20 protein-coding genes and 1 tRNA gene are annotated in these 18,011 nt (G+C 67.7%); 20 read left to right on the top strand and 1 reads right to left on the bottom strand.

The window, feature by feature from the left end; all coding sequences use genetic code 11:
- Positions 1-38: 38 nt before the first annotated feature.
- From Q0309_RS07080 to Q0309_RS06990, 19 genes are all read left to right on the top strand, one after another.
- Positions 39-1,784 carry a tetratricopeptide repeat protein gene (locus Q0309_RS07080; protein WP_299438936.1) on the top strand — a complete coding sequence of 582 codons (1,746 nt, stop codon included), beginning with the start codon at positions 39-41 and terminating at the stop codon, positions 1,782-1,784.
- A 103-nt stretch (positions 1,785-1,887) separates the two neighbouring features.
- Positions 1,888-1,977: transfer RNA gene (locus tag Q0309_RS07075), tRNA-Ser, on the top strand.
- Between the two features lie 206 nt (positions 1,978-2,183).
- Positions 2,184-3,410, top strand: coding sequence for a site-specific integrase (locus Q0309_RS07070; protein WP_299438935.1), 1,227 nt, complete (start codon positions 2,184-2,186; stop codon positions 3,408-3,410).
- 261 nt (positions 3,411-3,671) lie between these two features.
- On the top strand, positions 3,672-3,938 hold the full coding sequence (locus Q0309_RS07065) for a helix-turn-helix domain-containing protein (RefSeq protein WP_299438934.1): 267 nt from the start codon (positions 3,672-3,674) through the stop codon (positions 3,936-3,938).
- Positions 3,939-3,950: 12 nt separating this feature from the next.
- Positions 3,951-4,928, top strand: a complete 978-nt coding sequence (locus Q0309_RS07060) for a YdaU family protein (RefSeq protein WP_299438933.1) — start codon at positions 3,951-3,953, stop codon at positions 4,926-4,928.
- On the top strand, positions 4,918-5,256 hold the full coding sequence (locus tag Q0309_RS07055) for a hypothetical protein (RefSeq protein ID WP_299438932.1): 339 nt from the start codon (positions 4,918-4,920) through the stop codon (positions 5,254-5,256). Before Q0309_RS07060 ends, Q0309_RS07055 begins: the two co-directional genes overlap by 11 nt.
- The gene (locus Q0309_RS07050; protein WP_299438931.1) at positions 5,253-5,891 is read left to right on the top strand and encodes a hypothetical protein; all 639 of its coding nucleotides are present in this window, start codon (positions 5,253-5,255) and stop codon (positions 5,889-5,891) included. The genes Q0309_RS07055 and Q0309_RS07050 overlap by 4 nt, the downstream gene beginning before the upstream one ends.
- Before the next feature lie 221 nt (positions 5,892-6,112).
- Positions 6,113-6,634 carry a hypothetical protein gene (locus tag Q0309_RS07045; RefSeq protein ID WP_299438929.1) on the top strand — a complete coding sequence of 174 codons (522 nt, stop codon included), beginning with the start codon at positions 6,113-6,115 and terminating at the stop codon, positions 6,632-6,634.
- A gap of 73 nt (positions 6,635-6,707) precedes the next feature.
- Positions 6,708-8,465 carry a phage terminase large subunit family protein gene (locus Q0309_RS07040; RefSeq protein WP_299438927.1) on the top strand — a complete coding sequence of 586 codons (1,758 nt, stop codon included), beginning with the start codon at positions 6,708-6,710 and terminating at the stop codon, positions 8,463-8,465.
- Positions 8,466-8,489: 24 nt separating this feature from the next.
- A complete protein-coding gene (locus tag Q0309_RS07035; protein WP_366940573.1) occupies positions 8,490-9,944 on the top strand; it encodes a phage portal protein in 1,455 nt (484 codons plus the stop codon).
- Positions 9,934-11,769 carry a prohead protease/major capsid protein fusion protein gene (locus tag Q0309_RS07030; protein WP_299438923.1) on the top strand — a complete coding sequence of 612 codons (1,836 nt, stop codon included), beginning with the start codon at positions 9,934-9,936 and terminating at the stop codon, positions 11,767-11,769. The genes Q0309_RS07035 and Q0309_RS07030 overlap by 11 nt, the downstream gene beginning before the upstream one ends.
- A gap of 4 nt (positions 11,770-11,773) precedes the next feature.
- Complete coding sequence (locus tag Q0309_RS07025; RefSeq protein ID WP_299438920.1) at positions 11,774-11,983, top strand: hypothetical protein; 210 nt, start codon at positions 11,774-11,776, stop codon at positions 11,981-11,983.
- Between the two features lie 3 nt (positions 11,984-11,986).
- On the top strand, positions 11,987-12,337 hold the full coding sequence (locus Q0309_RS07020) for a DUF2190 family protein (protein ID WP_299438919.1): 351 nt from the start codon (positions 11,987-11,989) through the stop codon (positions 12,335-12,337).
- Positions 12,338-12,348: 11 nt separating this feature from the next.
- Positions 12,349-12,687: a hypothetical protein gene (locus tag Q0309_RS07015; RefSeq protein ID WP_299438918.1), complete on the top strand. Its 339-nt coding sequence runs from the start codon at positions 12,349-12,351 to the stop codon at positions 12,685-12,687.
- A 144-nt stretch (positions 12,688-12,831) separates the two neighbouring features.
- Positions 12,832-14,868, top strand: a complete 2,037-nt coding sequence (locus tag Q0309_RS07010) for a tape measure protein (RefSeq protein ID WP_299438916.1) — start codon at positions 12,832-12,834, stop codon at positions 14,866-14,868.
- Positions 14,865-15,557, top strand: coding sequence for a hypothetical protein (locus Q0309_RS07005; RefSeq protein WP_299438914.1), 693 nt, complete (start codon positions 14,865-14,867; stop codon positions 15,555-15,557). The genes Q0309_RS07010 and Q0309_RS07005 overlap by 4 nt, the downstream gene beginning before the upstream one ends.
- Complete coding sequence (locus Q0309_RS07000; protein ID WP_299438912.1) at positions 15,554-15,907, top strand: hypothetical protein; 354 nt, start codon at positions 15,554-15,556, stop codon at positions 15,905-15,907. Before Q0309_RS07005 ends, Q0309_RS07000 begins: the two co-directional genes overlap by 4 nt.
- Positions 15,904-16,368 carry a hypothetical protein gene (locus Q0309_RS06995; protein ID WP_299438910.1) on the top strand — a complete coding sequence of 155 codons (465 nt, stop codon included), beginning with the start codon at positions 15,904-15,906 and terminating at the stop codon, positions 16,366-16,368. Before Q0309_RS07000 ends, Q0309_RS06995 begins: the two co-directional genes overlap by 4 nt.
- 214 nt (positions 16,369-16,582) lie before the next feature.
- The gene (locus Q0309_RS06990; RefSeq protein WP_299438908.1) at positions 16,583-17,251 is read left to right on the top strand and encodes a hypothetical protein; all 669 of its coding nucleotides are present in this window, start codon (positions 16,583-16,585) and stop codon (positions 17,249-17,251) included.
- 24 nt (positions 17,252-17,275) lie between these two features.
- On the opposite strand, the gene Q0309_RS06985 is transcribed toward Q0309_RS06990, so the two are convergent.
- Positions 17,276-17,509: a transcriptional regulator gene (locus Q0309_RS06985; protein ID WP_299438906.1), complete on the bottom strand. Its 234-nt coding sequence runs from the start codon at positions 17,507-17,509 to the stop codon at positions 17,276-17,278.
- A gap of 147 nt (positions 17,510-17,656) precedes the next feature.
- On the opposite strand from Q0309_RS06985, the gene Q0309_RS06980 reads away from it, so the two are divergent.
- Positions 17,657-17,845 carry a hypothetical protein gene (locus Q0309_RS06980; protein WP_299438904.1) on the top strand — a complete coding sequence of 63 codons (189 nt, stop codon included), beginning with the start codon at positions 17,657-17,659 and terminating at the stop codon, positions 17,843-17,845.
- Positions 17,846-18,011: the final 166 nt, after the last annotated feature.

The following is an 18,011-nucleotide window of genomic DNA, read 5'->3' as shown; positions in this document are numbered from 1 at the left end:
CGGGCGGCCGACATGGCTCAACCGCAGGGTCAGCCCCGATGAGCGCCTCAGCGGATGACCACGCCGCGGCCCTGGCCGAGGCTCGGCACGCCCTCGACCGGAACGACCCGGGCCGGGCCGAGACCCTGGCCCGGGCCGTCCTGGACGCGGCGCCCGAAACGGCGGTCGCGTATCATCTGTTGGGGCAGGCGTTGTTGCGTCAGGGCCGCGCGGCCGAGGCCGTCCCGGCGTTTCGCGCCGCGCTCCGCCTGGAACCCGACACCGTGCCGCACCAGCGCGCCCTGGCCCAGGCGCTGGAGGCCAGTGGTGATCATCATGCGGCCTACGAGGCCTATCACGCCCTGTTGATCGGGGACCCCGGCGACGTGCGTGCACGGTGGACCGGCGGCCGCCTGCTGCCCCGCGTCTACCGCACCACGGCCGAGCTCCCGATGTGGCGCGAGCGGTTCACGGCTGGGCTGGGAATGCTCGCCGCAACCCCGCTTGACACACCGGAGCAGGCGGCGCGGGCGCTGCAGGGCATCGGGCTCGGCACCAACTTCATGCTCTCCTACCAGGGCGAGGACGACCGCGCGCTTCAGGCCCTGTGGGGACGCTTCGTTCACCGGGCCGTGGCCGTGCGGCGCCCCGACCTGGTGACGCCCTGTCCGCCGCCGCGCCCGCCCGACGGCCGCAGGCTGCGCGTCGGCTATGTCTCCGAGCACTTCTGGTCGCACACCATCGCGCTTCTGTTCGGACACTGGGTGATCCAGCAGGACCGCGAGCGGTTCGAGGTCTACACCTACGCGGTGGGGGGCAAGCGTGATGCCTCCACCGAGACCTTTGCCCGGCGGTCCGACGTGTTCCGGGACCTGCGCGCGGACTCGATTGTGGCCGCCGCCGGCCGCATCCGCGAGGACGCGCCCGACGTCGTTGTCTTCCCCGACCTTGGCATGACGCCGCGCAGTTTTGTTCTGGCCGCCTGCCGGCTGGCGCCGCTGCAGTGTGTCTCGTGGGGTCATCCGGTCACCACCGGCCTGCCGACGGTCGACGTCATGTTGACGTCGGCGGCGATGGAGCCGGGAGGGGCCGAGGCACACTACACCGAACGCCTCGTGCCTCTGCCCCGGCTGGGCATATACTATGTGCCAAACGAGCGACAGGACGGCCGGCGGGCGGCCTTTGGGCTGCCGGCGGACGTCCCCGTCTACCTGTGCTGCCAGGCACTGCAGAAGTACCTGCCGGATCAGGATGACCTGTTCGCCCGCATCGCCAAGGCCGTGCCGGACGCCCGGTTCGTCTTCATCCAGCATCAGACGGCGCTCGCGGCCAATGAGAGTTTCCGCGCGCGGCTGGCGGCGGCGTTTGCCGCGCGGGACCTCGACCCCGAACGGTCGCTGGTCTTTCTGCCCTGGCAGCCGTGGGAGGACTTCCTGCGTTTGTGCGGCGTCTGTGACGTGTTCCTGGACTCGATCGGCTGGTCCGGCGGCAACACGACCCTGGAGGCGCTGGCCCAGGGGATCGTGCCCGTCACCCTGCCGGGGCGGTTCATGCGCGGCCGCCACACCATGGCCATGCTGCGCATGATGGAGATGGACTCGCTGATCGCCCGGGACACGGATGACTACGTAACGATCGCCGCCCGCCTGGGGCGTGACCCGCACGAGCGCGACCACATGCGCGCATTGGTGCGGGAGCGCCGCGACCGCCTGTACAAAGACACAGAGGCCGTTCGGGCGCTGGAGGCGGTCTATGTGCGCGAGATCGCTGCCTTGGCCGCGTCGTCGTCTACGGCGGCGGTGTGATTGGGCGGCGACACACAGGCTTTACAACGCGGCACCAAAGGCGCTAGAACCGCCGTCCTGTTCGGCACGGCGGGCCCGCACGGCCCAGCCGTCGCTCGCCTGCGGAGGGGTGCCGGAGTGGTCGAACGGGCCGGTCTCGAAAACCGGAGTACGGGCAACCGTACCGTGGGTTCGAATCCCACCCCCTCCGCCAGATGCTTGTTCGCCGCTGACCGTGGGCGAACGTAAGCCTCCCAAAAACCGCAGAAACCCGGGGCCTTCGGACCCCGGGTTTTCCGTGTGCGGCCGTGCTTGACCGCCGGAGGCCGGTGCCGGATGATGGGTGCGTTGATGGGCGGGCGAGGCGGCGCCCTGCCGTACCCATCAACCCATCATCCCGCGACCAAGGGGCCGCCCGCCATGCCGAAGAGGGCCAAGGGGCTCACCGCTCGCCAGGTGCAGACGCTGATGGAGCCGGGCCTGTACGCCGACGGCGAGGGCCTGTACCTGCAAATCACCAAAACCGGCGGGAAGACGTGGATCTATCGATTCAGTCTCGCGGGCCGCCGTCGCGACATGGGGCTCGGTCCCGCGTCCGTGCTGCGCCTGGCGGAGGCCCGCGAACGCGCCCGCGAGGCCCGCGCGCTGGTGGCCGCTGGCACGGACCCCATCGAGGCTCGCCGCGCGCTACCCATCAACGCGGGGCCGGCCGTACCCACATTCGGCGCGGCGCGTGTGGAATACGTCGAGGCGAAGCGCGCCGGCTGGCGTAATGACAAGCACGCGGCTCAGTGGAGTGCCACCCTGGCCACATACGCGGACCCGGTGATCGGCGAAATGCCCGTTGACGCCGTGACGACCGAGCAGGTCCTGCAGTGCCTGACGCCGATCTGGACGTCGAAGCCTGAGACGGCATCCCGGGTGCGCGGACGGATCGAATCGGTCCTGGACTATGCGAAGGCGCGCGGTTGGCGTGACGGGGAAAACCCTGCGCGGTGGAAAGGCCACCTGGCCCTGACCCTGCCGGCCAAGAGCAAGGTGCGGCGCGTCGAAGGCCACGCATCGCTGCCCTACCGCGACATGCCCGCCCTGTGGCCGCACATCCAGGCCGCCGACGGCATGGGCGCCCGCGCCCTGGAATTTGCCATACTGACCGCTGGCCGGACGGGTGAAGTGCTGGGGGCGCGCTGGGATGAAATCGACCTGGCCGCCGAGACCTGGACCATACCGGGCGAGAGGATGAAGGCCGGCGCCGAACACCGGGTGCCCCTGTCCGCGCCCGCGCTGGCGCTGCTGCGCAAGATGGCGGCCGTGCGGATCTGTCCGCATGTGTTCCCCGGCCAAAAGGCCGGCCGGCCGCTGAGCAACATGGCGATGAAGATGACGCTGAAGCGCATGGGCCGGGAGGACATCACGCCGCACGGATTCCGGTCCACATTCCGGACCTGGGCCGCCGAGCAGACCAGCACGCCGCATGAAGTATGCGAAGCCGCGCTGGCGCACACACAGGGCAACAAGGTGGTGGCCGCATATCAGCGCGGAGACCTGCTCGACAGGCGGCGTCTTTTGATGGACACTTGGGCCGCCTATGTGACGTCGGCCGATCACGGTGATACGGTCGTCTCCATGGTTCGACCGGGGTCGTAAAAAAGCCTCGCCGCACGCGACCGTGCGCGACTCTGAGGTTGACACGGGACCCCCTGCCAGATATTGACAGACTCGGCTCTGGAATTGCGCCCACGGCGCGCCGTCGAGTCGACGGCCAGACCCCATCACCCCGCCGGAGATCCGCCGCGCGGGTTTTTTTGTGCGCGCGGCGCAGTCCCCGTGCATCCCATCACAGTATCCACGTCACCACGACGCCCAGACCCCAAGGTCTCGGGCGTTTTTTTATGCGGAGATCAAAAAATGCAAAAGACGAACTGCGAGGCCGTCGTGGCCGATACCATGCTCCCGGCCATCGTGACCATGGAGCCGATCATGGTCAGTATTCCCGCCGCCATGCAACTACTCGGCGTGGGCAAGACCACCGTCTATGAGTTCATCGAGGCCGGGCATCTCGATGCCCGCAAGGTCGGGACGCGGACCCTGGTGGTGGTGGAGTCCATGCGGCGCCTGACCGCCTCCCTGCCCCCGGCCCGGGTCGGGTCGGCCCCCGCCGATAGCGCGGCGTGAGGGGCGGAGTCCATGACCGCCGGCCGCCCGTGGTACAAACGGTATGGTGGCGATTTCATCGCAGGCACGATGGAGTTGTCACTGGAGGAGAAGGGCGCGTACAGTATAGTCCTAGACCTGCTGTATGACCGCGCCCACCCCATCCCAGATGACCCCCAATACATCGCCAGAGTATGCGGCTGTTCGACGCGCCGCTGGAAGATCATACGCGACAGACTATTGGTCGCGGACAAACTCTATATTACTGACGACGGCGAGCACCTAAGTAATAGGCGGTTCGACCGTGAAAGCCCCCCGAGCCAAAAAACGGGAGAAAAACGCCGGAAAAACGGCGCGAAAGGCGGAGAAAAATCCGCTGAAAAAAGACCGAAACGCAACGAAAACAACGACATAGCCGGCGAGGGGCTTGAAGCAGGCCAGAGTCCAGAGTCCAGAGTCCATATAGAGAGAGAGTCGTATAGCAGCAGCCATAGTGCTGATGACGCGCGCGAGGCTGCTGCCGCTGCTGCGCCGGACGAGGCGGTCGTGCCGAGTCCACCGGTGCGCTCTGACATCGCCGCCGTCGTGCCCCCGCCTCGCCCGGAGATCGTGGCCGCCGTCGCGCTCCTCACTGCGGCCCGGGCCGGCCTCACCGAGGGAGGGTGCCCCTACGCCAACCTACCTGATGACCTCGACATCGCCCACGCCCGCCAGTGGCTCGCCTTGGGCGCCGATGCCGATACTGCGCGCATCGTCGCCGCCAGAATCGGCGCCCGCCGCGCCGCCGCCGGCGAGGGTCCGCCGGCCAGGCTGCGATACCTGACCCGCGCCATCGTCGAGTCCCTCGCCGCCCCCGTCACCCCCACCCCAGCAGGAGGACCGTCCCATGCCGCACGACCTGCCCGCCACGACCGCCACACCGCCAGGACTGCCGAGTGCCTGGATGCCATCTATGGATGCGGCAAGGCTCGAATCCTGGCGGCCGGCGGAGGATCCGCCGGTGGATCGTGACACATGCCTCGCCGTCGCCGCCGAGGTGGACGCGGCCCTGACGCCGGCCGCCGCCGGGGCGGCCGAGATCGAGGCCGGGCGCATCGTCGCCGCGCTCGGGCTGCCGCATGGGGTCGAGCCGCGCGCGTACGGCGCGACACTGGTGGAGGCGCTGGCCGATCTGCCGGCCGACCTGCTGGCGCTGGCCGGCCGGCGGGTGCGGCTCGGGTGCCGGTACCCGCCGCGCCCGGCGGAGGTGGTGGCGACCGTGGCCGATGAGAGGATGCGCCGCGTGGTCATCGCTGGCCGGGCGCGCCTCGCGGCGCGGAAGGCGGAGGGCGGGCGATGACCGCGACCGAATACTCGCTGCCGCTGCCGACGCCAGAGGAGGCGCGCGCGGTGATCGAGGAGGCCGAGGCAGCCGGTGTTGAGCTGCGTGTCCGCGACGGCCGCTTGGTCATCGTGTCGGCGACACCGGTCACCGGGATGCTGTACGCGCGATTGCGGGTCTACGCGCGGGGCATCATCCCGCTGATCGAGGCGGCGTCCGGGGTGCCCGACCACGCTGAGCCGGACCCGGCGCCCGACCACGCGCCCACCGGCGCGGCCGAAATGCCAGAGGCGTGGCGGGAGGGGCTGGACCGCGTTGCCACCATGGCGCCGCCCGTGGGGTTCAGCCCATCGCGATGGGGGCAGGTCCAGGCCGACGCCGCGGCGCTGGCGTCCGCCTGGGGACCGGCGCTGTCGGGCTTGGGCTGGACAACGCTGGACGTCTTTGGCGCCTGCCCCCGGGCACCCGCCGCACGGTACGACCGCGCCGGCCTTCTGCTGCTACTCAACGGGGCGCGCCTTGTCGCGGTGACGGACGACACGGCAACCGTGCAGACGGGGACCGGCGCTCGGTTGACGGTGCGTCGGCGGCCGATGGACGGCGCGATACCGCTCTGGGACCTCGGTGCGGTCAGCGCGGACCCGCCCGAGTGACGCCTTGCGGGCCGGTCGCGCCAGGGTCCTTCCGGGGGGCGCCGCCCGCGGGTCTGCTCCGGCCCCGGCGGCGACCTAGCGCCTGCCCAGAATTTAGGCTAAACTGGCCTTGGTCGCCCACCAAATAGGCAATCAAGATGGCGGGCGAAGTCCCTGAATTTGAGAGCAAATCGCAGTTTGCCGAGCGCGTCGGTCTGTCCAGGGGCAGGATCACGCAACTGGTGAAGCGCGGCTTGCCTCTGTGCCCCGATGGCAAGCAGGTTGCCGTTGCCGCCGCCCTGGACTGGATGAGCCGCACCTTGGACCCGGCGCAAGTCCGGGCGCAACGCCGATCCGGCCCGGCGCCGTCCGTGCCCGAGGGGGGAACGAATCGTTCACCCCTGCCCGACACCCCGCCCGCTAACGTCGCGGATCCCGACACCGCCATCCCGGACGGCGACTATCTGGAGGCCAAGCGCGTCCACGAATGGACCAAGGCCCGCCGCGCGGCGCTGGAATACGACCGCGCCCGAGGCCGGCTGATCGACGCCGAGCTGGTGGACCGGGAGCAATTCGCGCGCGGCCGGGCCGAGCGGGATAGCTGGCAGTCTTGGGTTCATCGCATTGCGCCGATCCTGGCCGCCGAGTTGCAGGCCGATGAACACGCCGTGTTTGTCGCGCTTCAGAGAGAGGTTGACGACCACCTGGAATGGCTGGCCGACACGCCGCTGGAAACCCTGGGGGCCGGCAATGAGTCGCGTTGATGCCGCTCGCCGCGATGGTCTCCGACCTGCACCGCGCCTGACAGTCTCGGAATGGGCGGACCAGCACCGCCGCTTGCCGGCGACGGCCGCCGAACCAGGCCGGTGGCGCACCGACCGGACGCCGTACCTGCGCAGCATCATGGATTGCCTGAGCCCGTCCGACCCGACCGAGCGGATTATTTTCATCAAGGGCGCGCAAGTCGGCGGAACCGAGGCCGGCTTGAATTGGGTTGCGTATGCCATCCACCACGCACCCGGCCTCATGATGCTGGTGCAACCGTCTCTTGACATGGCCAAGCGGAATACCGTCACGCGCCTTGACCCGATGATCGCCGCGACCCCGGCCTTGCGTGACCTTGTCGTGGCGCCGCGAAGCCGCGAGGCCGGCAATAGTATGTTCCGCAAGGCCTTCCCTGCCGGCGAACTGATCCTGACGGGCGCCAATTCCGCCGCGTCCCTGCGCTCTACGCCGGCCCGGTATCTGTTTCTTGACGAGGTGGACGGCTTCCCCGGTGACGCGGACGGCGAAGGCGATCCCGTTGACCTGGCCGTGCAGCGCACCGCGACGTTCCGAGGGCGGCGCAAAATCCTGATGGTGTCCACACCGACGCTGAAAGGGCTGTCGCGCATCGAGGCCGCCTATCTGGAATCGGACCAGCGCATTTTCGAGGTGCCGTGCGATCACTGCGGCGCGTTCAACCCGATTACCTGGGCCGACATCCGCTGGCCTGATCGGCGCCGTGACCAAGCCTATTTTGCCTGCCCGTCATGCGGTGGCGTGCACGAGGAACACCGCAAGCCGGCCTTGCTCGCTGCTGGCAAATGGACGGCGACCGCCGAAGGCGACGGCAAGACCGCCGGTTTCCACCTGTCCGGCCTCTATTCACCCTGGGCCACCTGGGCCGAAATCGCGTTGGAGCATGAGCGCGTCAAGAAAGACCCGACGCGCCTGCAGGTGTGGACGAACACCCGCCTTGGCGAGACGTGGGAGGATGTAGCAGGCGAGCCGATGGGCGATTCCGCGTTGATGGAGCGCGCCGAGCCGATGCCCACGGGTGATGGCATGGTGCCCGATGGTGTGCTGGTGCTGACGTGCGGTGTGGACGTGCAGCCCGACCGGCTGGAATGCACCCTGATCGGCTGGGGTGCCGCCGAAGAGGCATGGGTCATGGAGCATGTGGTTCTGGCAGGTGACCCGAACACGCCGGCCTTGTGGGCGACACTCGACGAACACCTGGGCCGCACCTTCCAACACCCGACGCAAGACGTTGCACCGCTGCCGATCCGCGCCGTTGCCATCGACTCCGGCGGGGCGAACACGCTGGCCGTCTACGATTATTGCCGCACCCGGCAACCGGCCCGGCGCTGGGCCATCAAGGGCGTGAGCCGGACAGGCGCGCCGCTCTGGCCCCGGCGACCGTCAAAGAACAACAAGGGCAAGGTGCCGCTCTATATCGTCAATGTGGACGCCGGCAAAGACGCGCTGGCCGCCCGCCTGCGCATCAGCGAGGCCGGGCCAGGGTGCATCCATTTTGCCGACACGTTGACCGAGGAATACTTCAAGCAGTTGACGGCGGAGCGGGTCCGCACCCGGTACAGCCGAGGCCGGCCCGTGCGCGAATGGTATCTGCCGGGAGGGCGCAACGAGGCCCTGGACACCTTTGTATATGCGCACGCGGCGCTTGAGGGATTGAAGGCGTCTGGCCTCAGTCTGGAGCGCGAGGCCGCTGCAATGCGGTCTGCGATGCCGCGCCGTCCAGGCGATGACGGTGCATCGAGGCCGGCGCCGAGGAAGGCGCCAGTCGTCCGTTCCGCATGGGTTTCTGGTTGACCACGGATTAGGCAACGGCCTATTATGTGGGCAACTATGCCGGGGGTTTGCCTATTGTTTCAGCAGATTAGGCGACTGTTCGCGCCCGCCAGCGCCCGTACACGCACACGTTCCCTCGACGCCGCCGCGCGCGGCCGGCGCTGGGACGGGGCGCCTGTCGTGTCTCGCTCACTGACTGGTGAGATTGCGGGCCAGGGCCGCACCGTGGCCGCCCGAGCGGCGCATGTCTGCCGCAACAACGCGCACGCCGCCGCTGCTGTCGGCGCGCTGGTCGCCAACATCGTTGGTCCAGGCATCAAGCCGAGTTCGCAGCACCCGGACCCGTCCGTGCGCGAGCGCATCCACGAACTGTGGTCGGAATGGGTGGACCGCGCCGACTTCGACGGCATGGGCGACTTCTACGCGCTTCAGGCGATGGCTTGTCGACAAATGGTTGAGGCCGGCGAGTCCTTCTGTCACATCTTCCACGATCCCGCCGCGCCGGGCTTGATGCGTCTCCGGCTGATTCATCCCGATCAAGTTCCATACGAATTTCCGCTGATCGGCCCGGCCGCGCGTGTGCGCGCTGGCGTCGAACTGGACGACCTGGGCCGGGTTGCTGCCTACCACGTCTTGCCGCGTCGGCCGGACGATCCGCGTGCACCCTTCGACAAGGCGTTCACGCCGATCCGCATCCCGGCCGATGACGTGGCGCACCTGTTTCATGCGATGGAGCCGGGCCAGCTTCGCGGGTTGTCGTGGTTCGCTCCCGTCCTGCTGAAGTTGCACGATTTGGACCAGCACGCCGACGCCGCGCTGGTCAGGGCCAAGGTTAGCGCGCTGGTCATGGGCGCCCTGACGGATGCCGAGGGCAACGCCGCCGGCCTCAGCGGAGACCGCGACGGCAACACCCTGACCGCCGGCATGGAGCCGGGCACGATCCTGAACTTGCCGCCCGGAACCAATCTGGAATGGTTCGACCCGCGCCCGGACACCGCGTTCGCGGATTTCACCCGTTCGCACTTGCGCGCCGTCGCTGCTGGCCTTGGTATCCCTTACGAGATGCTTACCGGCGACTTGAGCGGCGTGAACTACAGCAGCATCCGCGCCGGCATGGTCGAGTTTCGGCGCAAGCTGGAGCACTGGCAACACAATGTGGTCGCGTTCCGCTTCTGCCGGCCCGTGTTCGACCGCTTCATCGAAGCCGCCGCCGTGGCCGGTCTGCTGCCCGGGTACGCCGACGATCCCGCGCCGTTCCATCGTGTCGAATGGCTGCCGCCGAAGCTCGATTGGGTGGACCCCAAGAAGGACGCGGAGGCCGAAATCATCGCCATCACTGCCGGCCTCAAGTCGCGTACTCAGGCCGTGACGGAACGCGGATACGACCCCGAGCGGCTTGACGCTGAGATCGCTGCCGAACGCGCCCGCGAGGCCCGCCTGGGGCTGTCGTTCGGCACCACCACCAGCACCGCGCCGGAGCCCGCCACCAATGACGCATGACATGCATACCCGCGCCCTGGGCCGGGCCAGCACCCTGGACCGCGAGGCCCGCACCGTCGGCGCTGTCGCCCTGTCCGGGCCTGCCCCGGCTGTTCGGCCGGCGCCCGCACCCGACGGCACGCGGAGTCGGTGGATCGAAGAGCTTGATGCCGGCGGCGCCGACCTGAGCCGGTTCGTCGAGGGGCCGGCCCTGTTGGGGCATCGCAACGCTTGGGATGCCTCTGTCGGGTCTGTGGCGTCGGCCCGCGTCGAGGGGGACCGGATCATTTGCACGGTGCGTTTCGACGGGTCCGACGAAGCCACACGCCTGATCGACAAGATCGAGGCCGGATCCGTTCGGGGCGTGTCGCTTGGTTACAGCGTCGAGACCTGGACCAGGGCCGGCGCCCGTGACGGGGTGCCCGTCTACCGCGCGACGAAATGGACGCCGCGCGAACTGTCTTTTGCCCCGCTGGGAGTGGACCCCGGCGCAACCGTCCGATCACAGGAGATCACTATGGACGATCAGACCATCGCGCCGGCTGACAACCCGGCGCCCGAGACCACCGCCGACCCCGGCACGGCCATGAACCGCGCCGACGTGAACCGCGAAATCCGCTCCATTGGCCGTCTGGCCGGCATGGATCAGGGCAGCATTGACGCGCTGATCGACAACAACGCCACGGCCGACGATGCCCGCCGGGCCGCGTTCGAAGCCATGGCGAAGCGTTCCGCGCCTGTGGACAACCGCCCGGCTCGCGTCGAAGGCGGGGCTGACTACACCGACCCGGATCTGATCCGCCGCAGCATGGCCGATGCCCTGGCCGCGAACATGACGCCGCTGTGCAAGGCCGAGGGGCAGGCGACTCAGTATCGGTCCTATCGTCCGTTGGACATGGTCGCCGAGTTGCTGTCCGCTCGTGGCGAGCGCGTCAACCGCTTCGACCGCGAGGCCCTGTTGACCCGCGCCTTGGGCGCGCATTCGTCCAGCGATTTTCCGTCGCTGCTGGCCGACGCTGCCAACAAGTCGCTGCTGGCCCAGTACACCGCCGCCGCCCCGGCCTATCGCAGCATCGCGGCCCGCCGGTCTTTCAGCGACTTCAAGGCGCACAAGTTCCTCCGCGTCGGGGATTTCCCCACCTTCCATGAGGTCGAGGAAGGCGGAGAAACCCGATACGGCACGATTTCCGAAAACAAGGAAACGGTCACCGCGACCGAGTACGCAACCGGGATCGTGATCGGCCGTCGCGCCCTGCTGAACGATGACCTGAGCGCGCTTTCCGACTTTTCAGGGCTGATCGCCACGCGCACCGCCGCCTTCGAGGACGCGACTGTCTTTGCGCTGCTGGCGACCGATGGCCCGACCCTGAGCGACGGTGTGACGATGTTCAGCACCGCCGCGACGCGCAGCAACAAGGCATCGTCGGCCGCCGCCATCGGTGTGGATGCTGTCGGGCTGGGCGTGAAGGCCTTGCGCGGCATGACCGGGCTTGATGGCCTGCCGATCAACGTTCAGCCGCGCTATCTGGTCTGCGGGATCGGGTCGGAGGTGAAAGCGCGGCAATTGCTGGCCACAATCACGCCGGCCCAGGCGTCCAACGTGAACCCCTGGTCCGGGGCGTTCGAACTGGTGGTGAGCCCGCATGTGAGTAGTAACCGCTGGCACATTGCCGCCGATCCGGCCCAGGTGCCGTGCGTGGTCTATGGCTACGTCAACGGCGCCGATGGGCCGCAAATCAGTACCGAGGTTGATTTTGATACTCGCGCCGTGAAGGTCCGCGCCGGCCTGGATTTCGGGTGTGGCGTCATTGACTGGCGCGGCTGGTACCTGAACACCGGAGCATAATTTCATGGCGACGCAAGAGGAACTGATCGCCCGTCGGGACGCGCTCCAAGTTGCGATTGACTCCGGGATCCGCGAAGTCACGAACCCGGATGGCAAAAGCATTGTCTACCGCTCGCAGCGGGACATGCTGGATGCCTTGGCGCGTCTCAATGAGCGGATCGGTTCTTCTTCGCGCGTCTCCAAGATCGTGATTTCCTCGACGAAAGGACTTTGACCCATGGCCACGAACTTCTTGCAACAGGGCGACATTGTGACCGTCGCTGCCCCGTCCGGAGGCGTCTCTTCCGGTGACCTGGTGATTGTCGGCGCCATCGCTGGCGTTGCGCTCACCGACGCCGACGCCACCAAGGACGTGAACCTTCAGACGCGCGGGGTCTTCACCCTGCCGAAATTGTCCACCGAAGTCATCGCCCAAGGCGCGGCCGTGTCGTGGGATATCGACCCGGGCCAGGTGGTGCTTCCCGACTCGGGGCACTATCCCGTCGGAACCGCCGTCACCGCCGCCGGAAACGGCGACACCACGGTTGCGGTGCGCTTGGACGGCGTGGCGACCGCTGCCGCCGCGTAGGGGAGGGTGTCATGGGCCGTCCGAGTGGCGCTTCACGCGAACTTGGCCGCGTTTCTCCGGTTGAGGGAACGTTCACCGCGCCCGGCACCAGCGCGTCGGTCGAACTTCATGGCGATTTCAACGTGACGCTGGGGGGCGTGTTCGGTGCCCGTGTCCGCCTGGAACGGACCTTCGACGGTGGGGCGACCTGGCATCGCGTGTTGGCCCCCGCCCGGACGACCGCGGGCGATCATCACCATTGGTCCAGTCCAATTTCAGTGGTGCTGAATGAACCGGAGCAAGGCGTTGAATACAGACTTGTGTGCGCTTCTTACGCGAATGGCCCCGTGATCTATAGGTTGTCGCAGTGATCAGATTGGCGTGGGGGTGGTGGCCCACGCCAAGGCCGCCGGGCGACGGCGCTTATCTCCGGCAAATCGCCCAAAGTGCGGGCCGGCCCGTCTTGCTTCCCCCGGTAGAGCGGGCCGGCCCCACCCCCTTTCCGAGAGGACCCCATGGCCAGGACGAGTCGCCACACCGCAACCATCGAAATCGACGCGCGCGGCGCCATCACCGCATTGAATGGGCTCGAGGCACGCCTGGGCTCTTCCGAGCGCGCGACGCTGAATCTCATTCGACGCACGACGGGCCTCGATCAAGCGTATCGCCAGCAGGGCGCCAGCCAGCGCGAAACCATTCGCATCACCTCGCAGCATCAAAAGCAGCTGGAGCGCTTTACACGGCAACACGATCCCCTGTTGCGCGCGAAGGAACAACTGGCGCGCCACGAGCGGTTGTACAGCCAGGCTGTGCGGCATGGTGCGCATAACATCGATCGTTATACGACCGCCCTCCAGCGCCACCGTGAATCCGTTCGCCGCCTGTCGCAGCAACACGACGAGGCCGGCCGCGCGGCGGGCCGCGCGCGCGGGGGGGTCGATGCGTTCGGGGGCGCGCTCGCTCGGCTTCCGGGGCCGATTGAGAGCGTTGCACGGTCCCTGGGACCGGTGGGCATCGCCCTCGGCGTCGTCACCGTGGGCGCGGGCCTGGCGGCGTCGGCGATCGCCAGGGCTGGCGACGAATATACTGCGAGCGTGGGCAAGTTGAACGCATCCATCGGCGACATGACCCGCGCCAAGGAAGTCTATGAGGATCTGTACCAAACCGCGTTGACGACAGGTGTCGAACTCGCCGCGTCGGCTGGGCAATTCACGCGGTTCAAGATCGCGGCGGCGCAAATCGGCGCGACGGACAAGGAAGTCGCGCAATTGGTCGAGACTGTGCAGAAACTTGGCGTCGCGGGCGGCACGTCTGTTCAGGAAATCACGGCCGCGAGTATTCAGTTGGGCCAGGGTCTCGCGTCTGGCCGCCTTCAGGGCGATGAACTGCGATCGATCATGGAGAATATGCCGGTTCTCGCGCAGGCATTGGCCGCCGAACTCGGCGTGACAACAGGCGAGCTGCGCGCGATGGGCGCGGCGGGCGAGTTGACCGGGGAACGCGTGTTCCAGGCCCTGTCGCGCGCGGCCGGCAAAGCCGACGAAATGTTTGACAGAATGCCAATGACGATCGAGCGTGCGTCCTACACGCTTGACACAGCCTGGGATAGATTTCTCGCTAAACTCGACGAAGGGCTCGGGTTGTCTCAGGGCATCGCCGCCGCGCTTCACGACGCGGCGCTGTGGCTGGATCGCGCGACGGCCGGCATGGCGAAGACGACGGAAAATGCGATTGCCGACATTGACAGACAAATCGCGGATTTGAAGGCCGGAACGGCGGGTGGCGTGTTCGGCACCGGTGTCAACCTCTTCGGGGGTTCTTCCGTGTCCTTTGGCGCCAACGCGGAGGAAATTGCCCGGCTGGAGAAGCAGCGACGTCTCTACGAGATGATCGCCGACGATGTCGAGCGGTTCGGCCAGAAATCTGAAGAAATGGCGAAGAAAAAGGCCGAGGAAACAGCCCGGCAACGCGAGAATACGGAAGCGCTCGCGGCCTTCGAGCAACTTCAAACCGACCTCATGACCCCCATCGAGCGGGCAAATCAGAAGTACGCGGAGCGCATGGACCTTCTCGACCGCGCCGCCGCCGCCGGCGCCGACGCGGCGGCGATCGCGAAGCTACAGGCTGCCGTCGATCGGGAACTCGCCGAGGCGCTGGCGAAGACGGGCGACGCGGCGGACCACGCGAAGCGCAGCATGAAGGCTCTACAGGACGCCGAGCGCGCTCGGGCGAGGGGCATCGACGCCGCTGTTAGCCTGGTGAGTAAATGGTCGGATCGCGGGCGAACGGACGTCGAAGCGTATCGGGACGAGGTCGAGTCCCTGAACCACGCCATGCGGCTTCTGCGCGCCGAGGGCATCGAGCCCACGGTGGAGGCGCAGCGGCGCATCACCGTTGCGCTGCGGGACGCGGACCCCGCGTTTCAGGCGATGCAGCGGGCGAGCGAACAGGCATTCTCGAAGATGGCCGGCCCCGCCGTCGAGTTCACGACCGACGCCACCGAGTTGGACGATCCCGAAATGACCGCCGACCTGCAGGAGTTCACGCGATGAGCGTTGCGAATTTCCACTTGACAGAAGATGAAATCTTCGTCGTCTCCGACACTGTCGCCTACATCGGCCCGGCGCCCGTGGCGTTCACCCGCAAGGTGTGGGTGTGCCCGCATTTGCACATGGCCGCGACCACGCGCGGCGCGACGTGGGCGGGGGGGGCCGTCGACGCCCTGGTGCGGGCGGCCGACTCGCAGGATGCGGCGATCCAAGCGGTCACCGCGTTTTTGCAGGACTACGAGCCCCCGGACAGTTATGCATGGGGCGGAACGGCCGAGGCGACCCTGTTCCGATGGGCGCCCGAGGGGCCACGGGTGGTGCGTGTGACCCGCCACGAGGATGGCTCGGTGGACCAATACACTTATGGTCCCGGCGTCTATCTGGCGCCGACGCTGGGCAAGCGCGATTTCCTGCCCCGCTTCACGCCGGAGCAGTGGCGGAAGCTGTGCGTCGTCCAGCAGAAGCACGCTCGTAAGTGGATGAGCGCGCTTTTCGTCGGGGGCGACATGGAGGCCACCGTCATCCGGGCGGACGGGATCGTCCAGGGCAGCCTGGGGCCGTATCCTGACCGCGCCGCGACCGAGGCCGAAATTCGCGCCTATCATGACGAGCGTGGGCTGGACTTCGACCCGCCCGCGCCGTTGCCGCCGTTGGACGTCCCGGCCGATGCGCTGGATCTGGTGGCCGCGTGATGCAGCACCTGGCCGGCATTGACGAAGACACCGCGCGGTCTATCGAGGTCGGCCGGCGGAAGGTGGCCGAGTTCCGCGAGGCCCATCGCGCCCGCATCGAGGAGAATCGTCGACGCCTGCGCGAGAGGGTCGACGAACACCTGGCCGGGCTCCTGGCGCAGGGCGCGCCCCGGAATCAACGCAAAACCTTTGAGCGAAAGGCTGTCTGGCAGATAGAGAAGGTGTTGCGTCGCGAGGATCGGCGGGTCACGCGCCGCCTTGACGAGCTTGCCCGAGACCTTGACGCCGGGCGACTTCCCCGGTTGGACAGTGACGACATCGAAACGGACCTGGAAGGACTCACGACATGAACACCACCACGAACCCCATCCGACCCGCCGACGCCACCCTGGGGGCGCCACACTCGACGGTCGAAATTCTGGACGACATCGCGGCAAAGCATCCCAACAAAGCCAAGGTCGCGCGCGCCTTGCGCGATGACCTGATTCAGGCCTGGGCCACGCTCGATGCCTGCGCCGCCAGCGACCCGGGCGCCCAAGACGACGCCCGCGCGGATCTGAATGATTCGATGGCGGCGGCGGGAATCTTCATCGACCGCCACCTACGGTGGATGGCGCGGCAGTTGGCAAAGCACGGCGATGCCGCCGGCGGCGCGGCCATTCTCGACCATCTGCGCCAGGTCGCGGCGGAGGCTGAGCCGGACGCGGACGGCGACCGGCGCGCCACGTTGACGATCGACGAACAAACCTTCGACACCGTGGCCGCAGCAGCGGCGGCCCAGGGGATCCCGGTCACGCACCGGGTTGCGTGACCGAGGCCGCGCAGGGGGTTGCTATCTCAGCAACCCCTTGTTTTCATTGTTCCCCCGTTTGGGTGATCAACGAAATCAAAGGCTTAGCAGTTCCCCAGAACGGGCGAATTGGCAGGCACCCGCCGCCCCGCCGGCCCGCGCCTGCGGCGGGCTTGCTATGGCGCGTCGGTTGGGATACAGTGAGATACACCGTATCCCACGAGAGGGCGCGCCGATGCCAGCCACCCCCGCATGTTCCGTCCGCGCCGATCATCGGCACCATCCGCTTATCCGGCGGATCGCTGCCGCGCTGCGAGGCGACCCTGCCGTTGCGGACCGCCTCGCCGCCGTCCTGGACGATACGGGCGCGATACAGGCTGAGATACAGGCGCCCGCCCTGGGCCGCCTGGATGCTGTCGAGACGGCGATTGCGGATATGGCCCGCCGGCTGGCCGTGGTCGAGGGTGCCGCCGTGGACGATGCTGACCCTGCTACGGAAGACGCCCGGCCGCGGTCTGTTCGGCTGCATGAAGCGCTCAACGACAACGCCGACCACACTATGGTGTTCGAGCTGAGCCAAGCGGTAACGGCCGACCTGACGGCAAAGCGGATCACCGCAAAACAAGCCGACGAAATGACCAAGACTGCGAACCGCCACGCAAAGGCGCTGGAGCGGGGGTTGAAGAACCGGCTTGAAGCGGCGCGCAATCAGGAACCGCCACCAGACACCGACCCGGTAGCGACGGCGCAAGCCTGTCTGGACTCGCCCGTGATCTTCCAGCCGCGCGACAAGAAGTTTCTGCGTGGGATCGTTGATGCTGGCGAACTGCCGGCCGGCAAGGAGCGGCACCTTGCCACGCTGAAGAAGCAGGCCGACCAAGCAAGCGCCCGGGTGTCGGGCTGAGATACAGCGTATCGCGCCGTATCGCTACCGCCGCAACCGCACACCCGGCCCGCCGCCGTTGGCGTCAATGAACTCGACGCCGGCCGACTCCAGCGCGGAGCGGATGGCCGCGAGGGTGCTGTCATAAGCCGACACCGCGCCGGGCTTCGCTTCAAGCCGCTTCACGGTGGGCAGTGACACGCCAGACCGTTCGGCAAGATCGCGCTGTTCCCAGCGAACCAGCATCCGCGCCGCCCGCATCTGTTCGCTGGTGAACATAGATGATGCCTCAGGTATTGACTTTCGTTCTGCGGAAGATGATACTCCAGGCATCGCCCTAGGGCAAGCCCGCGTTGCGCGGCTGCCGGACGGGCGCCCGGGCCGGTGCTGGAACCACCGACCGAGGCACACCAAGGGAGGCCCGCCATGAACCTGTATCACCTGCGAGACATCACGACCGACCAAGCCATCGGCGCCGTGGTGGCCGCGCACGACATCGACGTGGCCAACGAGGCACACGCCCGCAACGCCTATGTGGCGTCCATCGACGGGGCCGACGCATCGGCGGAGCCGGGGTTCTATCCGGCGCCCGAGGCCGAGCCCACCGCAGCCTGATACCCGAGCGGCCGGGGAGGTGCTGGCACACCTGCCTCGGCCCGATCACCACCCCGAACCTGACAAGGGGACAAAAGCGATGACCGAGACCACGAATACCACGGCACCCGAGGCGGAACGTGTCAACGACTTTGAGACAGTCGGATTGGGAGATTAAGCTCTGTTG

The sequence above is a fragment of the uncultured Rhodospira sp. genome (assembly GCF_937138205.1).
Classification (GTDB): Bacteria; Pseudomonadota; Alphaproteobacteria; order Rhodospirillales; family Rhodospirillaceae; genus Rhodospira.
The sequence above is the reverse complement of the archived record's forward strand: the minus strand, read 5'-3'. Positions and strand labels throughout refer to the sequence as shown.

Coding starts and splice junctions, on each gene's coding strand:
- Q0309_RS07080 (WP_299438936.1), top strand. CDS start 39: ATGAGCGCCTCAGCGGATGACCACGCCGCGGCCCTGGCCGAGGCTCGG.
- Q0309_RS07070 (WP_299438935.1), top strand. CDS start 2,184: ATGCCGAAGAGGGCCAAGGGGCTCACCGCTCGCCAGGTGCAGACGCTG.
- Q0309_RS07065 (WP_299438934.1), top strand. CDS start 3,672: ATGCAAAAGACGAACTGCGAGGCCGTCGTGGCCGATACCATGCTCCCG.
- Q0309_RS07060 (WP_299438933.1), top strand. CDS start 3,951: ATGACCGCCGGCCGCCCGTGGTACAAACGGTATGGTGGCGATTTCATC.
- Q0309_RS07050 (WP_299438931.1), top strand. CDS start 5,253: ATGACCGCGACCGAATACTCGCTGCCGCTGCCGACGCCAGAGGAGGCG.
- Q0309_RS07035 (WP_366940573.1), top strand. CDS start 8,490: ATGTGGGCAACTATGCCGGGGGTTTGCCTATTGTTTCAGCAGATTAGG.
- Q0309_RS07030 (WP_299438923.1), top strand. CDS start 9,934: ATGACGCATGACATGCATACCCGCGCCCTGGGCCGGGCCAGCACCCTG.
- Q0309_RS07025 (WP_299438920.1), top strand. CDS start 11,774: ATGGCGACGCAAGAGGAACTGATCGCCCGTCGGGACGCGCTCCAAGTT.
- Q0309_RS07020 (WP_299438919.1), top strand. CDS start 11,987: ATGGCCACGAACTTCTTGCAACAGGGCGACATTGTGACCGTCGCTGCC.
- Q0309_RS07015 (WP_299438918.1), top strand. CDS start 12,349: ATGGGCCGTCCGAGTGGCGCTTCACGCGAACTTGGCCGCGTTTCTCCG.
- Q0309_RS07010 (WP_299438916.1), top strand. CDS start 12,832: ATGGCCAGGACGAGTCGCCACACCGCAACCATCGAAATCGACGCGCGC.
- Q0309_RS07005 (WP_299438914.1), top strand. CDS start 14,865: ATGAGCGTTGCGAATTTCCACTTGACAGAAGATGAAATCTTCGTCGTC.
- Q0309_RS06995 (WP_299438910.1), top strand. CDS start 15,904: ATGAACACCACCACGAACCCCATCCGACCCGCCGACGCCACCCTGGGG.
- Q0309_RS06990 (WP_299438908.1), top strand. CDS start 16,583: ATGCCAGCCACCCCCGCATGTTCCGTCCGCGCCGATCATCGGCACCAT.
- Q0309_RS06985 (WP_299438906.1), bottom strand. CDS start 17,509: ATGTTCACCAGCGAACAGATGCGGGCGGCGCGGATGCTGGTTCGCTGG.
- Q0309_RS06980 (WP_299438904.1), top strand. CDS start 17,657: ATGAACCTGTATCACCTGCGAGACATCACGACCGACCAAGCCATCGGC.